The sequence below is a fragment of the Aquisphaera insulae genome (genome assembly GCF_011064615.1).
Taxonomy (GTDB): domain Bacteria; phylum Planctomycetota; class Planctomycetia; order Isosphaerales; family Isosphaeraceae; genus Aquisphaera; species Aquisphaera insulae.
The window spans coordinates 168126-187418 of record NZ_JAALJH010000004.1; the positions used below are offsets into that span (position 1 = coordinate 168126).

The 19293-nt window shown below is 68.0% G+C and carries 14 protein-coding genes; 7 read left to right on the forward strand and 7 right to left on the reverse strand.

Annotated features, from left to right (window positions below):
• Window positions 1-19: 19 nt before the first annotated feature.
• The 4 genes from G6O54_RS04090 to G6O54_RS04105 all read right to left on the reverse strand — a co-directional run bounded on the left by G6O54_RS04090 (window position 20) and on the right by G6O54_RS04105 (window position 5031).
• Complete coding sequence (locus G6O54_RS04090; protein ID WP_165220408.1) at window positions 20-1234, reverse strand: FG-GAP repeat domain-containing protein; 1215 nt, start codon at window positions 1232-1234, stop codon at window positions 20-22.
• 79 nt (window positions 1235-1313) lie between these two features.
• Window positions 1314-2627, reverse strand: coding sequence for a Gfo/Idh/MocA family protein (locus tag G6O54_RS04095; RefSeq protein WP_165220411.1), 1314 nt, complete (start codon window positions 2625-2627; stop codon window positions 1314-1316).
• Window positions 2628-2763: 136 nt separating this feature from the next.
• Window positions 2764-4356, reverse strand: coding sequence for a putative porin (locus G6O54_RS04100; RefSeq protein ID WP_165220414.1), 1593 nt, complete (start codon window positions 4354-4356; stop codon window positions 2764-2766).
• Window positions 4357-4650: 294 nt separating this feature from the next.
• Window positions 4651-5031: a rhodanese-like domain-containing protein gene (locus tag G6O54_RS04105; RefSeq protein WP_250846712.1), complete on the reverse strand. Its 381-nt coding sequence runs from the start codon at window positions 5029-5031 to the stop codon at window positions 4651-4653.
• An 849-nt stretch (window positions 5032-5880) separates the two neighbouring features.
• Between G6O54_RS04105 and G6O54_RS04110 the strand changes: the two genes are divergently transcribed.
• The 7 genes from G6O54_RS04110 to G6O54_RS04140 all read left to right on the forward strand — a co-directional run bounded on the left by G6O54_RS04110 (window position 5881) and on the right by G6O54_RS04140 (window position 15447).
• Window positions 5881-7044, forward strand: coding sequence for a DUF1559 domain-containing protein (locus G6O54_RS04110; RefSeq protein ID WP_165220417.1), 1164 nt, complete (start codon window positions 5881-5883; stop codon window positions 7042-7044).
• A 121-nt stretch (window positions 7045-7165) separates the two neighbouring features.
• Window positions 7166-8188: a TolB family protein gene (locus G6O54_RS04115; RefSeq protein ID WP_165220420.1), complete on the forward strand. Its 1023-nt coding sequence runs from the start codon at window positions 7166-7168 to the stop codon at window positions 8186-8188.
• Window positions 8189-8351: 163 nt separating this feature from the next.
• Complete coding sequence (locus G6O54_RS04120; RefSeq protein ID WP_165220423.1) at window positions 8352-10394, forward strand: alpha-amylase family protein; 2043 nt, start codon at window positions 8352-8354, stop codon at window positions 10392-10394.
• A gap of 185 nt (window positions 10395-10579) precedes the next feature.
• Window positions 10580-11038, forward strand: coding sequence for a hypothetical protein (locus G6O54_RS04125; protein WP_165220426.1), 459 nt, complete (start codon window positions 10580-10582; stop codon window positions 11036-11038).
• A 296-nt stretch (window positions 11039-11334) separates the two neighbouring features.
• Window positions 11335-12333 (forward strand): DUF1559 domain-containing protein, encoded by a 999-nt coding sequence (locus G6O54_RS04130; RefSeq protein ID WP_250846713.1) that lies wholly within the window; start codon window positions 11335-11337, stop codon window positions 12331-12333.
• A gap of 34 nt (window positions 12334-12367) precedes the next feature.
• On the forward strand, window positions 12368-12763 hold the full coding sequence (locus tag G6O54_RS04135; RefSeq protein WP_165220429.1) for a hypothetical protein: 396 nt from the start codon (window positions 12368-12370) through the stop codon (window positions 12761-12763).
• A 20-nt stretch (window positions 12764-12783) separates the two neighbouring features.
• Window positions 12784-15447, forward strand: coding sequence for a carboxymuconolactone decarboxylase family protein (locus G6O54_RS04140; protein WP_165220432.1), 2664 nt, complete (start codon window positions 12784-12786; stop codon window positions 15445-15447).
• Window positions 15448-15515: 68 nt separating this feature from the next.
• Here G6O54_RS04140 and G6O54_RS04145 read toward each other — a convergent pair whose 3' ends face one another.
• From G6O54_RS04145 to G6O54_RS04155, 3 genes are all read right to left on the reverse strand, one after another.
• A complete protein-coding gene (locus tag G6O54_RS04145) occupies window positions 15516-15950 on the reverse strand; it encodes a retropepsin-like aspartic protease (protein WP_165220435.1) in 435 nt (144 codons plus the stop codon).
• 73 nt (window positions 15951-16023) lie between these two features.
• Window positions 16024-17304 carry an aminotransferase class V-fold PLP-dependent enzyme gene (locus G6O54_RS04150; RefSeq protein ID WP_165220438.1) on the reverse strand — a complete coding sequence of 427 codons (1281 nt, stop codon included), beginning with the start codon at window positions 17302-17304 and terminating at the stop codon, window positions 16024-16026.
• An 88-nt stretch (window positions 17305-17392) separates the two neighbouring features.
• The gene (locus tag G6O54_RS04155) at window positions 17393-19216 is read right to left on the reverse strand and encodes a glycoside hydrolase family 9 protein (RefSeq protein ID WP_165220441.1); all 1824 of its coding nucleotides are present in this window, start codon (window positions 19214-19216) and stop codon (window positions 17393-17395) included.
• Window positions 19217-19293 lie beyond the last annotated feature (77 nt).

The following is a 19293-nucleotide window of genomic DNA, read 5'->3' on the forward strand; positions in this document are numbered from 1 at the left end:
GGGAAACGCTCATCCCCGCTCAGGGCTTCGGCCCGAGGTTCTCGAACAGGTAGAGCCCGCTCTTGCCCGGGCAGACCAGGTCGAGGTCGCCGTCGCCGTCGATATCCACGGTCGTGACCTGAAGTCCCGTTCCGGCGGTGCCGGCGGGGAAGTCCTTGAGCGCGAGTCGCTGGCCGGCCTTCTCGGGCGCGTTCTTCGCGGGTTCACCCTGGAAGATGACGTGTCGGATCCAGGTTTTCGTGCCGCGGTCGAAGGCGTACCAGGCGATCAGGGAGCCGTCGGTGGCGCCCGGCTCGATCTCGTGGGCGTAGACGCGCTTGCCGCTGATCAGCTCGTTGGCCTGGCCGTCGCCGTCCACGTCCGCCCACTGGAGAAGGTGAACGGACGCGACGGAGGCGTCGATCGTCCCCTTCGTCCAGGTGGTCTCGCCGCCGCCGCTCTTGCCCTGCTTCATCCAGAAGAGCCCGTAGTCGTGGCCGTTGCCGTAGACGAGATCGGCCAGGCCGTCGCCATCGACGTCGCGGGCGAGGATCTGGATTCCGGTGGCCCCCAGGTTCCAGTCGGGATGCCAGGCCCAGGTCTGGCTGCTCGGCTTCGCGGGCGCCTCGAACCAGCCCTTCGGGGTGAGCAGATCGACACGGCCGTCGCCGTTGACGTCGCCGGAGCCGACTCCGTGTCCGGCCGCGGCGGTGCCGAGGTCGTGTTTCTTGAGCGAGACCCCCTTGGAGCCCTGGGCGGGGACCACTTCGTACCAGACGACGACGTTCACCGTGTTGGGCAGCAGGTCGGGCACGCCGTCCCCGCTCAGGTCCACCATCGCGGCGGTCTCCGAGGAACCGGGGACGTCCACCTGGTGATAGGCCCACGGGCTTCCGGACACGCCCGGATTCTCCACCCAGGCGACATCCCGGCCGAAGTAGGAGACCGTGAGATAGTCGGTCTTGCCGTCGCCGTTGACGTCGAGCGGGAAGGTCGCGAAATCGTTGTAGTATGTCCCCTGGCGGACGACGTCCCGGACGTGGTGGGGCTTCCAGGAGGGTGCCTGGTACCAGGTGTCGCCGCAGAGGATGTCGAGCTTGCCGTCCCCGTCCACGTCGAAGACGCCGGCCGCCTCGAACTCGCTCCGACCGTTGATGGCGTGCTGCTTCCACCTCGGCTCGCCCGCCCATGCGCCCGCGGCCGAGGCGAGGGTCAACGCGGCCACGCCCAGCGGGATCACGTCGCGAAGTCTCATTCTTCTCTCCTGCGCTGTAGTTGTCTGGATCGATGAAGTCCGCTCTCGACGGAGGCCGACGGGCACACGCACTGAACCATCAGACCTCCGGCAGGGCCCATGGCGCCCGGAACGTCTTGGTGAGGAGCCGATTCGCCTCGGGATGATTGGTGAATTGCTCGGCGGCGGCGTCCCACTTCAGCTTCTCTCCGGTCCGCAGCGAGATGTTCCCCAGGGCGCCCACGGAACTGAGGCGGTGGCCGTAGTCGAAGTTGCACGAGCATTTCGCGCGGGACTTGATCGCGTCCAGCCACTCGCGATGATGGCCGACGGAGCGCGGCAGCGACTTCGGGACCTCGGGGATCTCCTTGCCCTTGGCGGGGATGATCTTGTGGGTGTTGTAGTTGGTGACGAGCGTCGCCTCGGTCCCCTGGAACATGATGCCCTGGCCCATGTCCTCGATGCCGTGCGTGTTCGCGTCGGTGTGGCTCCAGACCAGGAGGAAGTTCCTCCCGTCCTTCTCGTACTCGTAGACGACCTCGAGCGTGTCCGGCGTCTCGCCGTTGTCCACCAGGGCGAATCGTCCGCCGGTCGCGGCGATCGTGCTCGGGGCCTCGACGCCCATGGCCCAGTGGACGGGATCGACGATGTGGCAGCAGAAGTCGGTCAGGAGGCCGCCGCCGTAGTCCCAGAACCATCGCCAGTTGAACAGGAAACGATTCGTGTTGAACGGCCGCTTGGGCGCGGGGCCCAGCCAGAAGTCGTAGTCGCAGCCGGCCGGCGGGTCGCCGTCGGCGGGCTTGCCCAGGCCGCTGCGGTCGGCGGCCATCCAGACGCGCACCTTGCTGATCGTGCCGAGTGCCCCGGACTGGACGATCTCGACCACGCGGTGGTAATTCTCGCCGGCGTGGATCAGGTTCCCCATCTGGGTGACCCGCCCGTGCTTCGCCGCCGCCTTCACCACCGCCCGGCCCTCCGCGACGGTGTGCGTCAGCGGTTTCTCGCAATAGACGTCCTTGCCGGCCTGGCAGGCGTGGATCGTCGGGATGGCATGCCAGTGGTCGGGCGTGGCGACCACGACGGCGTCGAGGTCCTTCCGCTCGAGCAGCTTGCGGAAGTCGTGGTACACCTCGGGCTTGCCGTCGGCCGCCGACTGCGCCCGGAGGGCGTTGGGCTCGTACACGTCGCAGACCGCGCCGACGCGGACGTCCGGGAATCCCTTGAAGATGTTGAGCAGCCCGGAGCCCATGCCGCCGACGCCGATGAAGCCGAGCACGATCGATTCGTTCGCCGGGGCCTTCGCCGGCCTCGCCTCATCGTCCCCGCTCGTGCCCGCGAGGCCCCGACGCGCCGCCAGGCTCGCCGTCCCCAACGCCGAGGCCGCCAGGATCTCACGCCGCGTCCAGTTCCTCATCCGCCGCCTCCTCTCCTTCGCCCCATCGGGTTGACTTCAACCTGGTTGGTATCAGAGCGGGCGGACGATCACAAGGGCCTGGTCGGCCGATCGGCCCGGCGGAGCCGACGCCCCTCAATCCGCGGCCGGGACGTTCTCAGTAGACGACCGTCATCTGGGTGCGGAACAGGAGACCCGTCTGGCCGGCGTTGTAGCCGGTCCGATTCTGGCCGGCCGGCGAATGCTCGAGCCACGTCGCGTCGATCGTGTAGCGGAGGTTGTCGCGGCCCTGCAGGCAGAACCAGTTGAGGCCGCCGCCGAGCTCCCAACCCGAGCCGAAGGCCCCCGTCACGGCGGAGGTGCGGGCATAAAGCTCGCCACGTTGCGGGATCACGAAGTACCCCCCCTGAAGCACGCCACCGTAGGCTCGCGTGGAGTGGATCGGCAGCGCCCCGGTCCCCCGGAACTTGAGCAACTCCTGGGAGTAGAGCTCGGTCGACAACCCGAGTCCCCGGCGCTTGAAGGCGAAATCGATCGTCCCCAGCGAGACGTCATACGCGTTGAGCGTCACTCCGGGCGCCAGTGCCCCCGGCGTGGTGATGATCGTTCCGTCGGAGAGGCGGAGCGGCGAGTTCTCGACGGCATCGCTGTCCGCCTGGTCGCCGCGGCCGATCGCGTAGGCGTAGCTGCCGCCGAGTCGGATCGCGGCCTCGCGGTGGTCCTGGAGGTCGGAATAGCCGGCGCCGAAGGCTCCCCACGGCTCCCACAGGGTCGTCACCGTGTAGCACATCCGATTGTTGAGCTGGTTCGGGAGGAGGTTCAGGGTGTTGAAGCCGTTGGACACCATGGCGCGATAATGCCAACCGTCCAGGGGCTCCCCGAAGATCCACATCCCCTGGCTCAAGCTGGGGCGGAAGAAGGTGGTCGCCATGGAGCGGTCGGGCCCTTGCAGGGGGGCGAACGCGCTCTCCTGCCACTCGCGAGACGCGGGCACCTTCGTCTGGCCCGCTCCCAGCTCGAAGGCTCGGCTGAAGCGGTAGACGAGCTCATAGGCACGGAAGCCGATCGGGTTGCTGGTGACCGAGTTGTAGTCGATATTCAGCGTGTAGGAGAGTTTCGGCAGGAGCACCCTCCCCGTGAAGATGATCCGGCCTCGGGGGATCCCGAAGAAGTTGTTGTTGGCGATGACCTTCCGAGTGCCCGCGCTGTCGGTCCAGTAGGTCGCATCGCGGGAGAACCCATCGTAGCGGAAGACGTTCTGGCTCCTGATCCGGAGCGAGAACGGGGTCTCGTCGAAATTCTCCGGGAGGATGGCGAATCCGTTCTCGTAGTCGACGCGGTAACGACTGGCGGTTGTCCAGGGAAGGGCCTGCCAGGCGGGGGACGGATCGAGCTCAACCCCGCTCGCCGGGGGGGCGAAGCCGGGGGACGGGCGCAGGGCCTCCACCCCGGGCGTCTTGTCCGCCGGGATCGCCTCGGGGAGCGCGGGAGAGGGCGGTTGCGGCGGGCGGGCGGCGAGTTGCCCCTTGAGAGTGCGGACCTCCTCGGCGAGGCGTCGATTCTCCTCGACGACCGTCGACATCATCCGCTCCAGCCGCTCGATCCGAGTCGACTCTGCGGAGTCAGGAGGCCCCGGGGTTGTCGTCTGGGCTTGCGACGCGACGGTGGGGATCGCGGCCGCCAGCGCCAACCAGTGCAACGCTCGCGTCGCCTGGCGGATCGGGCTGACTCGTTCCGCACGCCCCATCACGCTGAGCCCTTTCCGGCCCGAACCCTCCCATCCGAGGCGCGTTCGGCACCCTGGCCTCGGATGGACACCTCTCCGTGAAGAGAATTCCGAACTCCTCACCGCGCAAGCAATTCGGCCGGATGCCTCTCCGATCGGCCGTGACTCCACGGACATCCAGAACCTGCAGGCGCGCCCCGATCTGCGCACACGCCGCGCGGAATCAGTTTTCCTTATCGGCGGAATGTAACGGCGGAGATAAGTCGTAGTGGCTGGATGGGCGCGCGTGAAACCCCGACAAGTGCTCTCCGCGGCCGTTCAACCGTAGCGGGGCACCTCCGCGTCGGCCTGCAGGGACCAGGCGTCGATGCCGCCCCTGAGGTTATGGACGCCCGCGACGCCCCGCGCGGTAAGCCACTCGGCGATGGCCATGGAGCGCACGCCGTGGTGGCAGTAGATCACCAACGGACCCTTCGCCGCCGCGGCGATCAGCATCTCGAGGTGCGCGGGGACCTGACGCATCGGGAGGTGCAGGTCGCCGGCCGTCGCGGGGACGGCGATGGCGCAGAAGGTCCTCTCCATCGGCTCGCGCACGTCCAGCAGCGTCATCGGCTCGCCCGACCGGAGCCGTCGCTGGACATCCAGCGGCGCCAGCTCGGGGATCTCCGGGAAGGGGTTCGGATCGCTCGCGGGGCTCACGGTGCGGCCTCGGCTGGTTGGGGCGTGGGCTTCGTCCCGACTCACTTGGCGGCGATCGGGATCGCGAAGTCGCCGAGCATGTTCCGCCAGACTGAGTGGATGTGGTTGGCGTCGTTCTGCGTGTTATTGAACTCGTAACAGGTTAACGAACGATGGCGCCGCCGCCAGATGCCTCCGGGACGAATCGGCCCGTCGACCCGCTCCCCGACCTGGTGCGAATCAGGACCCGTCGCGACCTCGTGCCGGGCTTCGTGGGCGATCCCCTCGGGGTCTGCTCGAGGCCGCCGCACGCTGCAACGTGCCGGCCTTCCGGCCTGGATAGAGGGGACCGGATACCGACGCCGCCGTCGCCGGGCCCTCGGACCATGTCGCGGTCGAACCGCGCACATACGAGCGAGGTTGGCCACATTCTCGGGGCGTCTTGTTGACAATGCATATAAATCCTGTATGACTAGTATGAAATAAGGGTGACGGCTACGGGGCCGGGCATCAACGGAGGAGACTCGGAGAGTGAGTCTCGCGGCAACGAACTCGGGACGGAGAGTGAGGAGGATGATGATGGGCCGATCTCGACGCCTGGTATGCGTCGCGGTGGTCGTGGCCGTCGTCGTGGGTTTTCCCGGATGCGGTAGCGGGGACGGCCAGCCCCCGAGGGGCTCCATCGTCACGCCGCCCCGAGACGGCGCCGGCGATGTGCCGAAAGGTGCGGAGAAGTCGGCCGGGAAGGGCGTGGTCAAGCCCACCGGGAAGAAAGGGACGACCGGCCCTTGATCCCGCACGCGATCGCCGGGGGATTGTGCCGGCAGCGAGAGACCTTACCGAATTCACCCTTAACGGCTGGAGGCTCACATGTCACACCGCAGCGCGTCGCGAATCCGGACGGGCCGAGGCTTCACCCTGATCGAACTCCTGGTCGTGATCGCGATCATCGCCGTCCTGATCGCGCTCTTGCTCCCGGCCGTGCAGTCGGCCCGCGAGGCCGCCCGTCGGGCCCAGTGCGTCAACAACCTGAAGCAGCTCGGCCTCGCCCTGGCGAATTACGAGTCCGCGAACTCGTCATTCCCCATGGCCTGGTTCTGGAACTTCTGCGAACAGGGGGCCACCTGCAACGGCTTCGGATCGCCCGACATCGGGGACGGCTTCGGGCCCCTGGTCGCCCTCCTGCCGTACTACGAGCAGGGCCCGCTTTGGAACGCGTACAACACGAGCGTCCAGCTTTACGGTGACACGAATTCGACGATCGACGGGACGGGAGTCGCGACCCTCTGGTGCCCCAGCGACGGGTCGATTCAGGGATATCGCGCCGTCTACGCCCCGAACGAACTCTTCAACAACCTGCCCCACCCCATCACCTTTTCGAACTACCGCACGAGTTGGGGCTTCTGGACCGGGAAGTCCACCGGGGCCCAGGGCACCGGCGAAGCGGTCGCCGACAATGCCCATCGACTTACCGCCCTGGCCCAGTTCAACGGACCCTTCGTCCCCAACGGGTACGGGACGGCGGGCGGCGCCGTCCTCACGAGCCGGAAAGGCGTCGCCAGGGCGCCGGTGCGACTCGCCGCGGTCACCGACGGGACGAGCAACACCATCGGGTTCAGCGAGCTGGCGCACGGCCTGCTCTCGAACGTCGTCCCGACGGGCGGTTCGCACTCCCCCTTCGATGACCGAGGCTGGTGGGTCGGGGGGAATCTCGGCGACTCGAGCTACACGCACTACTGGCCCGTCAACCCCCAGAAGCGAAGCAACGTCCGCCCGCAGGATCAGGGCACCGCGTTCCTCCACGGTGCATCCAGCTTCCACCCCGGGGGAGTCAACGCGGCGTTCGTGGACGGCTCGGTCCGTTTCATCAAGGAAACGATCGACACCTGGTCCTACGATTCGGCGACCGGCTATCCCGTCGGCGTGACGAAGGACGCCTCGGTTTGGGTCCCCGGCGTCGGCACCAAGGTCGGGGTCTGGCAGGCCCTCGGATCGATCAACGGCGGCGAGGTCATCAGCGCCGATCAATACTAGGCCACGGACGGCGGCGCAGAAGGCGAGGCGGGGCAGGGGATGGATCCCCGACCCCGCCTCGATTATTACAACAGCATCAGGGACAATCCATCATATTTTTGTCACCAGGAGAGAGCATACCATGAAGCGTTTCGCCGCAAGCCTCGCCGCCGCGATGGCGTCCGTGGGGCTCGGGATGCCGTGTTCGGCCCTCGACGAGCCGAAGGGGCGTCCGCAAGCCCCCGCGAGCACGTCTCAGGAGCTACCCGTCCGGGAGGTCCCGGGCGTGGCGGAGGGCGGCGAAGCGTACTTCTCGCCCGACGGCAAGGCCCTGATCTTCCAGGGGAAATTCCCCGGGGACTCGGCGTTCCACGTCTACACGATCAACATCGACGGTTCGAACCTCAGGAAGATCAACGACCGGGGTGCCGATGCCTGTTCCTTCTTCCGGCCCGACGGCAAGGCCCTGGTATGGACCTCGACGCGGGACAACCTGGACCTCCCCCCCGGGAATTTCTCCGACCCCAAGAATTACCCGCAGGGCGCCGAGCTCTACCTCTCCGACCTCGACGGCAGGAACGTGACCCGCCTCACGCACAACCGCGACTACGATGCGGAGGTCACCTACGCCCCGGACGGCCACAAGATCCTCTTCGGCCGCCAGATCGGCGGCAAGATGGACCTGTGGACGATGAACCCCGACGGCTCGGACCAGCGGCAGATCACCTTCTCGCCGGACTTGCAGGAAGGGGGTGCGGTCTACCTTCCGGACAGCAAGACCATCATCACCCGGGCCTGGAAGAAGTCCGAGGAGCACCTGCCTTCACGAGACATGCAAGTCTATACGCTCAATGAAGACGGTTCGGACTGGAAGCAGATCACGTCCGGGCCCGGGACGCACTGGGCGCCCTACCCGGCTCCGGACGGGATTCATGCGGCCTACGTCAAGTTGCTGCCGCCGCGCAACTTCGAGATCGTCCTGCTCAACCTCAGGACCGGTGAAGAGCGTCAGCTCACCAGCAACCCGGCGTTCGACGGCTTCCCCGCGATCTCGCCGGACGGCAAGCTCCTGTCGTTCTCCTCGGGCCGGGATGCGAAGCCGGGGACGCGGAAGATCCGCCTCTACCTGATGGACATCTCGTCGTTGGGCATCGGACCGAAGTGAGGGGATGTGGCCGAGCGCCCTGCCGGGGACCGTCGCAAGCCCTCACACCGGGAGGGCTCGCGAGCCACTTGCCCCGGCCTGGCGGGCGCGGCATCCTACGGTCAGGTCCGCGGATCTCCATCCTCCCCTGGCACGCCTCCCTCCCCACCCCGGTGAACTCCCAATGATCCCGCCCCTCCTCCGGCGTCGTCGCGCCCCACGCCGTATCGCGCTCGCCCTGGTCCTGCTCACGACGCCCGCCCTCGTCCGCGCCGCGGACCCGCCCCGACTTCGACGATCGGAGAGCTTCCTCGGCATCCACTTCGACTTCCACGCCGGTCCCGACTGCAAGGAGGTCGGCAAGAACACCACGCCCGCGATGGTCAACCGGATCATCGACCTCGTGAAGCCGGATTACCTTCAGATCGACTGCAAGGGACATCCCGGCTACACGAGCTATCCGACGAAGGTCGGCAATCCCGTCCCGGGCTTCGTCGGCGACCCGCTCCGGGTCTGGCGCCAGGCCACCGCGCGGCGGGGCGTGGCCCTCTATACGCACTACTCGGGCGTCTACGATCAGCACGCCGTGGAGGCGCATCCCGACTGGGCCGCGACCCACGCCGACGGATCGAAGGACGCGAACGCGACGACCCCATTCGGCCCTTACGCCAACTCGCTCCTGATCCCCCAGCTCCGCGAGCTCGCCGGCGCCTATGGCGTGGACGGGGTCTGGATCGACGGCGACTGCTGGTCCGCCGTCCCCGACTACGGGGATGCCGCGGCGCGGGCGTTCCGCGCGGCCACCGGCTTCACGAGCCTGCCGAAAGGCCCGGGCGATCCTGCCTGGCGTCCTTTCCTGGACTTCCACCGCGACGCCTACCGCGATTACCTCCGCCGCGTCGTGGCCGGCGTGAAGGCCACGAATCCGGGCTTCCAAATCTGCTCCAACTGGGCCTTCACCGATCACATGCCCGAGCCCGTCTCGGCCCCGGTGGACTTCCTGTCGGGCGACTTCTCGCCGCAGGACAGCGTGAACTCCGCCCGGCTCTCGGGCCGCTATCTGGCCCGGCAGGGGATACCCTGGGACCTGATGGCCTGGAGCTTCACCACCATCCCCAGCAAGACGACCACGCCGGGCCGCAACACCAAGTCCGCGGTCCAGCTCCAGCGCGAGGCCGCGGTGATCCTGGCCCTTGGGGGGGGATTCCAGGCGTATTTCGTCCAGCGACGCGACGGATCCGTGGACCTCGACCGCATGCCCGTGATGGCCGAGGTCGCCGCCTTCTGTCGCGCCCGGCAATCTCTCTGCCACCACGCGCAGGCCGTCCCCCAGATCGCCTTGCTCTTCTCCACGCCGGCCCACTATCACGGCGTGAATCAGCTCTTCAGCCGCGACAACGAGCGACTGGGCGGAATCCTGGCGGCACTCCTGGAGTCTCGACACTCGGTGGAGGTCCTCGGCGAGCATCATCTCGCCGGCCGGCTGGACGACTACCCGCTCATCGTCGTGCCCGAATGGGAATACCTCGCCCCGAGCTTCATCGCCGACCTGAAGGGCTACGTGAAACGGGGCGGCAACCTCCTGCTGGTCGGCGCCGAGTCCGCCGCGCTCTTCGCCGACGCGCTGGACGTCAAGCCGGACTCGGCGACTCCCTGGGGCATCCACCTGGAGCACGAAGGTTCCATCACCGCCCTCCCAGGCACCGCCCCAGGTTTCATCCTGGGACACCGGGCGAAGCCGTTCGGCACGCTCCACCCGACCGACACCGACAGGGCGGCGAGCCGCCCCGCCGGGGCCATCGCCTCGTCCGGGAAGGGGAAGATCGCCGCGACCTTCTTCCCCATGGGGCGTGCTTACAACCACGAGCCGAACGGCAAGGCCCGCGCCTACCTCGACGCCCTCACTCGGTCGCTCTTCACCGATCCGATCGCCGTCGTGACCGGCTCCCCCGCCTCCGAGGTGGACGTCCACGTCGCCACAAAACAGGGCCGGCTGCTCGTCAACCTGGTGAACGCCTCCGGCCCGCATCGGACCGAGCCGGTCTTCGATGCCATCCCCCCGGTCGGCCCCCTGGACGTCGTCCTCCGCGTCCCAGCCCGACCGGCCCGCGTCACGCTCGAGCCCTCCGGCGTCGAACTGCCATATCGGCATGAAAGCGGACACATCCGATTGAGCGTCCCCGGCGTCGCCGTGCACGAGGTCATCGTCGTCGAGCCCGCGAAGTGATCGCGATTCTTGAATTTTCAATTTTTCCAATCTTCCCAGAACCGCGGGGTGACCACTTGTTCGCCGGCCGTCGATTCGCTTAGCTTATCTCACCCAAGCGGCCCGGAGGCCCAGCTCGACGTCCCTGATCGGGAGGAGCGGGCAACCTTCGCCGTCACGTTCCCTCGTGTGAGAGACGCACCCCGGTGCCCAGGTTTTGCCCCTCCAACTGGACGTCGACGCGCCTCATCGGGACGGCCCTGGCCCTCCTGACGGTGGTCCTGTGCGCGCCGGATCAGGCGAGGGCGGGGTGCTCTCACGGCACGGCCGAGCTCCCGGGAATCCACGATCCGCTCGCGTTCCTGCGGCAGACACAGGCCCTGGGAGCGATCGTGGATCCCGATGAAGACGCCGAGGCTCGTTCGCCCAGGAAGGGCTCGCCGGGCCGATGCCATGGGCCCTCATGCTCGGGCCGCTCGGGTTTGCCAATCGTGCCGGCCTCGGTCGTCTCGCCCCGGTTCAGCCAGTGGGCGGCGGTCCATCCTCCGCTCCAGCCGGCCGCGCTCGCTCGCGACACGCTCCGTGCCGACGACCGAGTCGTCTGGTCCAATCCCCTCGCCGATCCCATCTTCCACCCTCCCCGCGTGGCCTGCCCCGCCTCCTGACCGTCGGGGCGAGCCTTGTAGGCCTGCGCCCCCGACTGATACCCCGAGTCTCGGCGGCGCTCTTCCCACGCCGCCTCCTCGACACCGTTGACTCGTCCTCGCCGTGCCCTGCGTTCAGGGCACGAGGGACCGTCCATCCACGCGCCCACTGATCCACGGCATCGAGCCAGCTCGCGACGTGATCCGTCCCGGGGTGTCCTGCATCCTCGGGGCATCCGACGATCGCGACCGGATCGGGGTGCGCGCCTCGTCAGCCTTCGACATCCATCATCGCCCCGTACTCGAGAGGATTCACCATGAAGTCCCGGATCATGCGCGCCGGTTTCACGCTCATCGAGCTGCTCGTCGTCATCGCCATCATCGCCGTCCTGATCGCGCTGCTCTTGCCGGCCGTCCAGTCGGCCCGCGAGGCGGCCAGGCGTGCCCAGTGCACGAACAACCTGAAGCAGCTCGGGCTGGCCGTGCATAACTACCTCAGCTCGCACGGCCGCTTCCCGATCGGCCGCGGAACGCGCCCTCCCCGTCCGTACGACATCACGTCGCGATACAACTACTCCGGCTTCGCCCAGCTCCTGCCGTTCATGGAGCAGAAGCCCCTCTATGACTCGATCAACTTCAACCTGACCATCCCCGTGCAGGATGGGAACACGACCGTCCTGGTCACGACGGTCAGCTCTTTCCTCTGCCCGACGGAGAGCCAGCAGGTCCCGTCCGGGACGGCGGGGACGAACTATCGGTTCAACGAAGGGGCCAACACGCTCTATTCCTACGGCGAGACCGATACCGGCTCGGTGAACACGGACCAGCCGGCGCCCAACGGTCCGTTCTTCCCCGAGCGGTCCATCCTCCTCAGCCAGGTGACCGACGGGACGAGCGGGACGGCCCTCGCCTCGGAGAAGTTGTTCGGCGACTTCAACCAGGGCATCCCGACGATCCGCCGCGACGTCTACGTCGGCTCCACGTGGCCCCCGAACATGGAGCAGGCGTTCCTGGACTGCGAGGCCACCGACAATTCCAGCATCCCCACCAACGGCGAGTCCAACGCTGGCACCCCCTGGATCGACGGGTTCCTCCACACCTCGATCTACAAGTCGAACGCGACGCCCAACAAGAAGTCCTGCTACTTCTACCCCGCGCGGCTCGTGATGACGGTCTCGAGCAACCACCCCGGCGGGGTGAACGTGGCGATGTGCGACGGCTCGGTCCGCTTCGTCAAGGACACGATCAACCGCAACACCTGGCGGGCCATCGGCTCGATGAACGGCGGCGAGGTCGTCTCGGCCGACCAGTATTGACCCGGCCCAACCCCTCGCGACAGGAGATACGCCCATGAATAACGTCGACACTCGCCGTGCCGCCGGTCGGATGGTCTTGCTGACACTGGCCGCGGCCCTCGCCGGCTGCGAAGGCACCTCGGCGCCGGCCGTCGCGCCCCAGGAGAAGGCCCGTCAAACACTGGACCAGGCCCTCACGGCCTGGTCGGAGGGGAAGACCCCTGAGGCCGTCAAGGCAGGGAGCCCCTCGATCCTCGTCGAGGATCCCCAGTGGAAGAAGGGCCTGGCCTTGAAGAAGTTCGCCGTCAAGGGGGACGGCAAGCCCTCCGGCGCCGAACGCATCTTCACCGTCACCCTGACGCTGTCCGACTCCGGCAAGGAGAAGGTCCAGGAGGTCGACTACAAGGTCGGCACGGACCCCATCCTGACCGTATTCCGATCCATGTTCTGATCATCCGGGAGATCCACCTCATGTTGAACCGTCGACTCCTTGCGCCCCTGGCGGCGATCCTCCTGGGCGCGCCGGCCATGGCCGCGGCCGGCGCGAACGAGCCGCTCGCGCCGCTCTCGAACGCGGACGCCTGGAAAGCCCTGCCGGAGGCAACCGCAGGCACGGGCCAGGCCCTCCCCGCCTGGGCGCGGAGCCTCGCCCGCGAGATGCCCCGAACCGCCGCGGCCATGCTGCGGGTCGATTACGTCCAGCGGGCGAAGAGCCCGCTCGACCCGAAGCTCCGCGCCGCCATGCGATGGACGGCCGCCCACGCAAACCACTGCGCCTACGCCGAGTCCTACGCCCTGGCCGATGCCCGCCGCGCCGGCCTCTCGGATGAAGCCGCCTCGGCGCTTCGCACCGGCGATCTCTCCGGCTGGTCGCCCGCCGAGCGGGCGGCCCTGGGGTTCGCCCGCAAGATGACCGTGGCCTCCTCAACCGTGACGGACGATGAGTTCGCCGCGCTCGTGAAGGCGTACGGAGAGAAGGACGTCGTCGCGATGGTCCTCCTGCTGGCCTACTCGAACTTTCAGGATCGGCTCCTGACGTGCCTGGGGACCGCGGTTGAGCCCGACGGGCCGTTGCCTCCACAGGACGTACAGTTTGCCCCGGGCGGTCTGCAGGGGCAGATGCTCGCATTCCCGAAGAGCAACTCCGCGCTCGCCAGCCCGACCGGCAGGGATATCGTCCCGGACGACCCGAAGTGGGCGGCCGTCGGCTACGACGACCTGCAGGTGAAGCTCGAACGGCAGCGGAACCGGACCACTCGCGTCCGGGTCCCGACCTGGGACGAGGTTGTCCGCGGCCTGCCGGCCGACTTCCGTGCGCCCCAGAAGCCGGTCCGGATCGTCTGGACGCTCGTCTGCCTGGGCCACCAGCCGGAGCTCGCCTCCGCCTGGGAAACCCTGATGCGTACGGCCGGGGCAGAGTCGCGCGGGAAGCTCGATCGGGTCTTCTCCCAGGGCCTTTTCTGGGTCGTCACGAAGACGGTCGACTGCCCCTACTGCATGGGCCACTGCGAGATGAACTGGGAGGTCGCCGGCCTGGACCGGTCTCAGATCGCCGAGCGGAGCCGCCTGCTGGCGGGCGACGACTGGTCGAGCTTCCCGCCCGAGGAACAGCGTGCCTTCGCGTTCGCCCGCAAGCTGACCGGCGATCCGGGGTCGGTCACGCGGGACGACGTCGGCCAGGTGATCCGCGACTTCGGCCTCGCGCGAGGCATCAACGTCCTCGTCTACGCCTCACGGTGCAACTACATGGTCCGGGTCTCCAACGGCTTCCAGCTCAGCCTGGAGCGTGACAACGTGTTCTTCGACTACTACTCGCAGGAGAAGCCCGCGGCGCCCGCCGCGGTCCCCGTCGCGAGTCGGATCGACGAGGAGACCTGGAAGCGCCTGCCGGCGGCCGTCACCGGCGGCGGCCAGCCTCTCCCCTCCTGGGCGCACGCCGTCGCGACCAGGTTGCCGCGCACGACGGCCGCGATGCTCGAGCTGGATCATGCCCAGCGGACGAAGAGCCCCCTCGATCCGGCCCTGCGGGCGAAGATGCGCTGGGTCATCGCCCACGCCAATCACTGCTCGTACTCCGAGGCCACGGCCCTGGCCGACCTGAAGCGCACCGGCGCGGACGAGGCCGTCCTGCGGACCCTCACCGGAGATCCGGCGGCCTGGCCCGAGGCCGACCGCGAGCCGCTTGAATTCGCGCGGCTGCTCACCGTCGCCGCGCCGACGATCGGCGACGACCTGTTCGCCCGGCTCCGCGAGCGGTTCGGCGACAAGAAAGTCGCCTCGATGGTGCTGCTCGGGGCCTACGGCAACTTCCAGGATCGCATCATCCTGGGGCTGAACCTCCCGCTCGAGCCGAACGGGCCCCTGGCTCCCGTCGACGTGAAATTCGCGCCCGGGTCCATCCAGATGACCCCTCCGCCGCTGGTCCGGAACGAGAAGCCGAAGCTGCTGGATCACGGCGACACGGTCGTGGACCGCGACCCCGAATGGTCGGAGCTGTCCTACGACGAGCTCCAGTCCCGGCTCGAACGCCAGCGCGGGCGCTCGACCAGGCTGCCGATCCCGAAGTGGGACGACGTGAAGCAGAAGCTCCCGCCGGCCATGACGGCCCGGCCGATCAAGGTGGTCTGGACGCTCGTGTGCCTGGGATACGTCCCGGAGCTGGCGCTCCCCTGGAGCAACGCGACGAGGACGCTCTGGGCCGAGTCCCCCACCGACCGTGTCTTCGAGGAGAGCCTCTTCTGGGTGGAGACGCGGGCGATCCGCTGCAACTACTGCATGGGCCACTGCGAGATGCTCATGGAAGTGAGCGGGCTCGACAAGTCGGAGATCGCCGACCGCACCCGCCGGCTCGCGAGCGACGACTGGTCCGCGTTCCCGCCGGCCGAGCAGCGGGCCTACGCCTACGCCCGCAAGCTCGCCAAGTCGCCCTGGCAGCTCACCTCGGCGGATTACGCCGCCCTGGAGAGTGACCTCGGCTCTGAACGCGCGATGTCGGTCTTCTGGTGGCTCTGCCGGGGCCTCTACATGACCCGCGTCTCGGACGGCTTCCAGCTGCCGCTGGAACGCGAGAACGTCTTCCGGAACTTCTATCCGCCGGGGCCGGTCCAGGCTCAGGCCGGCCCCGCCGCGAAGTGACGGACGTCACCTCGACGAGCCGTTCCATCCGGGGCGGCTCGTCTTTCCGCGTGGCCCGCGTGCGCCTTTCAATAGAGCTCGTAGCTATGCTCGCCGCCATGCGCCGGATTCCCGATCAGCGTGCGGCTCCGGAGGTCGACGACGAAATCCAGGTGCGCCAGCGGCAACTGGCCAATCAGGACCGGAATACCGTCCGGGACTTCCAGCACGTCCATCGTGCAGGAGCGCCCCTGGATGGTGAGCCGGACTGCCTCGTAAAGAGAGGCCTCGGCCACTCCCGTGCTTGTCCGGATTCGCTTCCTGGTGACAGGGCTGAGCCCCAGTTCCTTGATCAGCCTCGTCGGCAGGGAGAGGAGCGTTGCACCCGTGGCGACGAGGGCATCGGGAATTGTGATCGATCTGGCTTGCTCGGCGGATTTCAACTTCTGCTCGACGGCCCAAAGATCCTCGAGATTCTCAATCTTCACTTCCGCCGTCACCCGTCCCACGTCTTGCGTCCCCATCGGTATGCCTCCATCGGGAGCACCAGCCCGGTCGGCCTGCCCTCATTCGATCGTGGGCCCCGATCAGATCACCTCACCCAATCGCCTTGATTGCCTTCAGCACCGACTCGGCGAACACATCCACATCCTCAATCGACGCATCCACGTTCGGCGTGGCGCGGATGCCGTCGAACTCGTCGTGGGTGATGGCGACGGTGACGATGCGCCTTTTCTCCCAGAGCCACTCCGTCAGCTTGCCGGGCTTCAGGCCCTCGACATGGAGGAGGCCGATGCCGCTGGCGCGTTCGGTCTCCTGCGGGGAGAGGAGCCGGGCCCTCGGATTGGCGTCGGCGATCTGGGTGGCCCACCGGGATCGGAGGTAGCGAAGCCTCGCGATCTTGCGGTCCGCGCCGATCGATCGATGGAACGCCAGCGAGCCGGCGATCGCGTTGTGGATGGCCGCCGGATGGGTGCCGATCTCCTCGAACTTGCGGATGTCGCCGGTCAGCGACTCGGGCGCCGCCAGCAGGGGCCAGACCTTGGGGATCATCTCCTTGCGGACGTAGAGGAAGCCGGTGCCGATCGGGGCCAGGAGCCACTTGTGGAGGCTCGTCGCGTAGAAGTCGCAGCCCAGGTCGTCGCGGCGGAACGGGAAATGGGCGAAGGCATGGGCCCCGTCCACGAACGTCTGGATTCCACGCTCGCGAGCCATGGCCACGACCGCGTGGACCGGGAGGATGTTCCCGGTCAGGTTCACGACGTGGGTGATCTCGACCACCTTCGTCCGCGGCGTGATGGCCTCCCGGAAGCTGGCGATGACCTTCTCGGGCGACGGGGCCGGGCCGCCGAAGGAGACCGTCTTCACGACCACGCCGTCGCGGCGGGCCCGCTGGGCCCACATGTTGAGCATCCGCGGGTAATTCTGGTTCGAGACGATGACCTCGTCGCCCCGCTTCAGGTCGAGTCCATTGATGAGGATTCCGAGCGACTCCGAGGCATTCCGCGTGATCGCCATCTCTTCCGGGTCGCAGCCGAATTCTCGCGCCAGCTCGCGTCGGACGGACTCGATCCGGGGCTCGAGGACCTGCCACATCTGGTGGGCGGGCGCGACGTTCGAGAACCGGAGGTCGCGGAACATCGCCTCCAGCACCCCGATCGGCGCGGGGGCCACGCCGCCGTGATTGAAGTTGATCAGCGTGCGGTCGGAGTCGAACGCGCGGCGGATCTCGGCCCAGTAGTCCTCGACCTCGGCCAGTTCGTCCGGGTGCCGACCGGCTCCGATTTCGGCGGCCCGGACCAGCCGTTTCGACGCGTCCGCCGCGAGACATGCGGCACCAATTCGGGCGAGGAACCCGCGACGATGACTCTCAAGCATGCTGCCGCCTTCCGGTTTTCGTGGACGCCGCTGCGTCCGTTCCTGGCACCCCGATCATCGAGGATTGACGGGCTCGTCGTCCAGAGGGTCAGCCCCCTCGACCGCCGAGGATGGCCATCAAGATCGCCGAGGCCGTGCCGTCCATCGTCGGCTCGTTCGTGACGTAGTCCTTGAGATCGTCGTGATAGACGGCCCGGGCATCCTGGAAGGGCCCCAGCGGGTCGGGCTCGGTGATCGACACGCCGAGCTGGGACCGGAAGATCCGCTCGTAGACCGGGCCGTCCACGAGCGCCCCGCGGACCGACCGCCCGGTGAGCCGCGTCGTCTGGAGGTGAACGTCGCCCGGGGACCTGCCGCCGACGCCCGAGAACATCGCGAATCCCCACGGGTTGCGGCCGAGCAGCCAGTCGCGGTTCCTCGCGGCCAGTCCCCGGAACGACGCATCGCCGGACATCCTCTCGTAGAGCTCGCACTGCGTGACGAGGGCCACCACCAGGTTGTTCGAGCACCAGATGAACGGCACGCCCACGCGGTACGGGTTGCCGAGCCCGGCCTTCACGCATCGTTCGATCCCCACGCGATAGTAGCCCGCGAGGCGGTTGCGAAACTCCTCGTCCACCTGGTCGTGGAGCCGGTAATGCCCCAGGTTCATGAACGGGTAGAAGCCGTAGTGCGGGGCCCGCTCGAGTCCCATCCAGCCCTCGGCCGCGGCGAGCGCGGCGTACCGTTTCGCGTCGCCCAGATAGCCGGCCTCGCCGGTGGCGCGGTGCAGCTCGGCCGCCCCCCATTCCATGTCATCGGCCCAGGTCGATTCCTCGTAGCGGTACGGGGCGCCGTAGGAATTGCCCTGCTGCGAGCCCTCGCGGTCCCGGCCCATGGCATAGACCTCCCGGCCGGCCTTCAGGCAGCGGTCCGCGAAGGCTCGCTCGCGCGGGTCGTCCTTCCAGACCTGATACGCCAGGGCCATGGCCGCCGCGTAACGCCCGGCGATGTTCGCCACGCCCGTCGATTTGCTCTGGTACTTGCCCAGGCCCTGGGGCCGACCGTCGGCGAAGTAGACGACCCGGGCGCCTCCCTTTCCCCAGCCATAGTCGGCGATCTCGTCCTGGGGGAGCCGGAACCCGGCGTGATCGCGATCGTCGGCGACCTGGTGATAAAGCTCGCCGGGCCCCGGATGGAGCTTCAGCATCCACTCCAGCCCCCACCGCGCCTCATCCAGGAGGTCCGGCACGCCGTTGCCGCCGGGGTCGCCCTGGGCGTCCACCCGATCCGCGAGCCCGGCGGACCTCGGATCGCGACGGCGCGTCCCTTCCAGGTAAGCGACGAGCATCTGCGCCGTCGCGTTGCCCGAGGTCATGTGGTACTTGAGCAGGTCCGCCGCGTCATGCCAGCCGCCGCGGGCGTCGATCTCGGTCCCGGCCGCGCGCGGGCCGTAGGCCGTACGCCCGTCGAGCTGGTGGCACTTCGACTTCAGCCAGGGATTGTATCCGCACCGCTGCTGCCTCATGAACTCGAGGAGCGCGTCGGGCAGCTCCGCGAGTGGCTCCCGCGCGATCGTGAAGGGGAGCGAGCGACTCGTCCCCATTCGGAGGACGTAACGCCCGGGCTTCGTCAGCGAGGTGAAGTCGAGCTCGGCGTGCGACGTGAACCGCCCCCACGACTCGCCCGGAAGGACGGCCGCGCGGCCCTCGAAGGCGGGTCCGTCCGAACCCTCCGGCGTGACGACGAATACCGGGGGCAATTCGGCCTCGGAGAATGCCAGCGCGACCTTGACGCCGCCCGGCGAATATCCCAGCTGGCTCGCACGGAGGAAGACCTCGGCGGCCGACGAGGGGACGGAGCCGAACATGACGGCGGCGATCACGGCCGCGACTCGGATCGGTTGGCTGCGGGATCGGGTGGTGCGTGTCATCAGAAGAACCTCGAGGGCCGGTCGGCATGGTCGCAGCCGCGATCGTAATTCCCGGGCTTCCTTTGCGTCGAGCCGGC

Excerpts from the sequence above, each read along its gene's own strand:
- G6O54_RS04090 (WP_165220408.1), bottom strand. The coding sequence starts at position 1,234 with ATGAGACTTCGCGACGTGATCCCGCTGGGCGTGGCCGCGTTGACCCTC.
- G6O54_RS04095 (WP_165220411.1), bottom strand. The coding sequence starts at position 2,627 with ATGAGGAACTGGACGCGGCGTGAGATCCTGGCGGCCTCGGCGTTGGGG.
- G6O54_RS04110 (WP_165220417.1), top strand. The coding sequence starts at position 5,881 with ATGTCACACCGCAGCGCGTCGCGAATCCGGACGGGCCGAGGCTTCACC.
- G6O54_RS04115 (WP_165220420.1), top strand. The coding sequence starts at position 7,166 with ATGAAGCGTTTCGCCGCAAGCCTCGCCGCCGCGATGGCGTCCGTGGGG.
- G6O54_RS04120 (WP_165220423.1), top strand. The coding sequence starts at position 8,352 with ATGATCCCGCCCCTCCTCCGGCGTCGTCGCGCCCCACGCCGTATCGCG.
- G6O54_RS04130 (WP_250846713.1), top strand. The coding sequence starts at position 11,335 with ATGAAGTCCCGGATCATGCGCGCCGGTTTCACGCTCATCGAGCTGCTC.
- G6O54_RS04135 (WP_165220429.1), top strand. The coding sequence starts at position 12,368 with ATGAATAACGTCGACACTCGCCGTGCCGCCGGTCGGATGGTCTTGCTG.
- G6O54_RS04140 (WP_165220432.1), top strand. The coding sequence starts at position 12,784 with ATGTTGAACCGTCGACTCCTTGCGCCCCTGGCGGCGATCCTCCTGGGC.
- G6O54_RS04145 (WP_165220435.1), bottom strand. The coding sequence starts at position 15,950 with ATGGGGACGCAAGACGTGGGACGGGTGACGGCGGAAGTGAAGATTGAG.
- G6O54_RS04150 (WP_165220438.1), bottom strand. The coding sequence starts at position 17,304 with ATGCTTGAGAGTCATCGTCGCGGGTTCCTCGCCCGAATTGGTGCCGCA.
- G6O54_RS04155 (WP_165220441.1), bottom strand. The coding sequence starts at position 19,216 with ATGACACGCACCACCCGATCCCGCAGCCAACCGATCCGAGTCGCGGCC.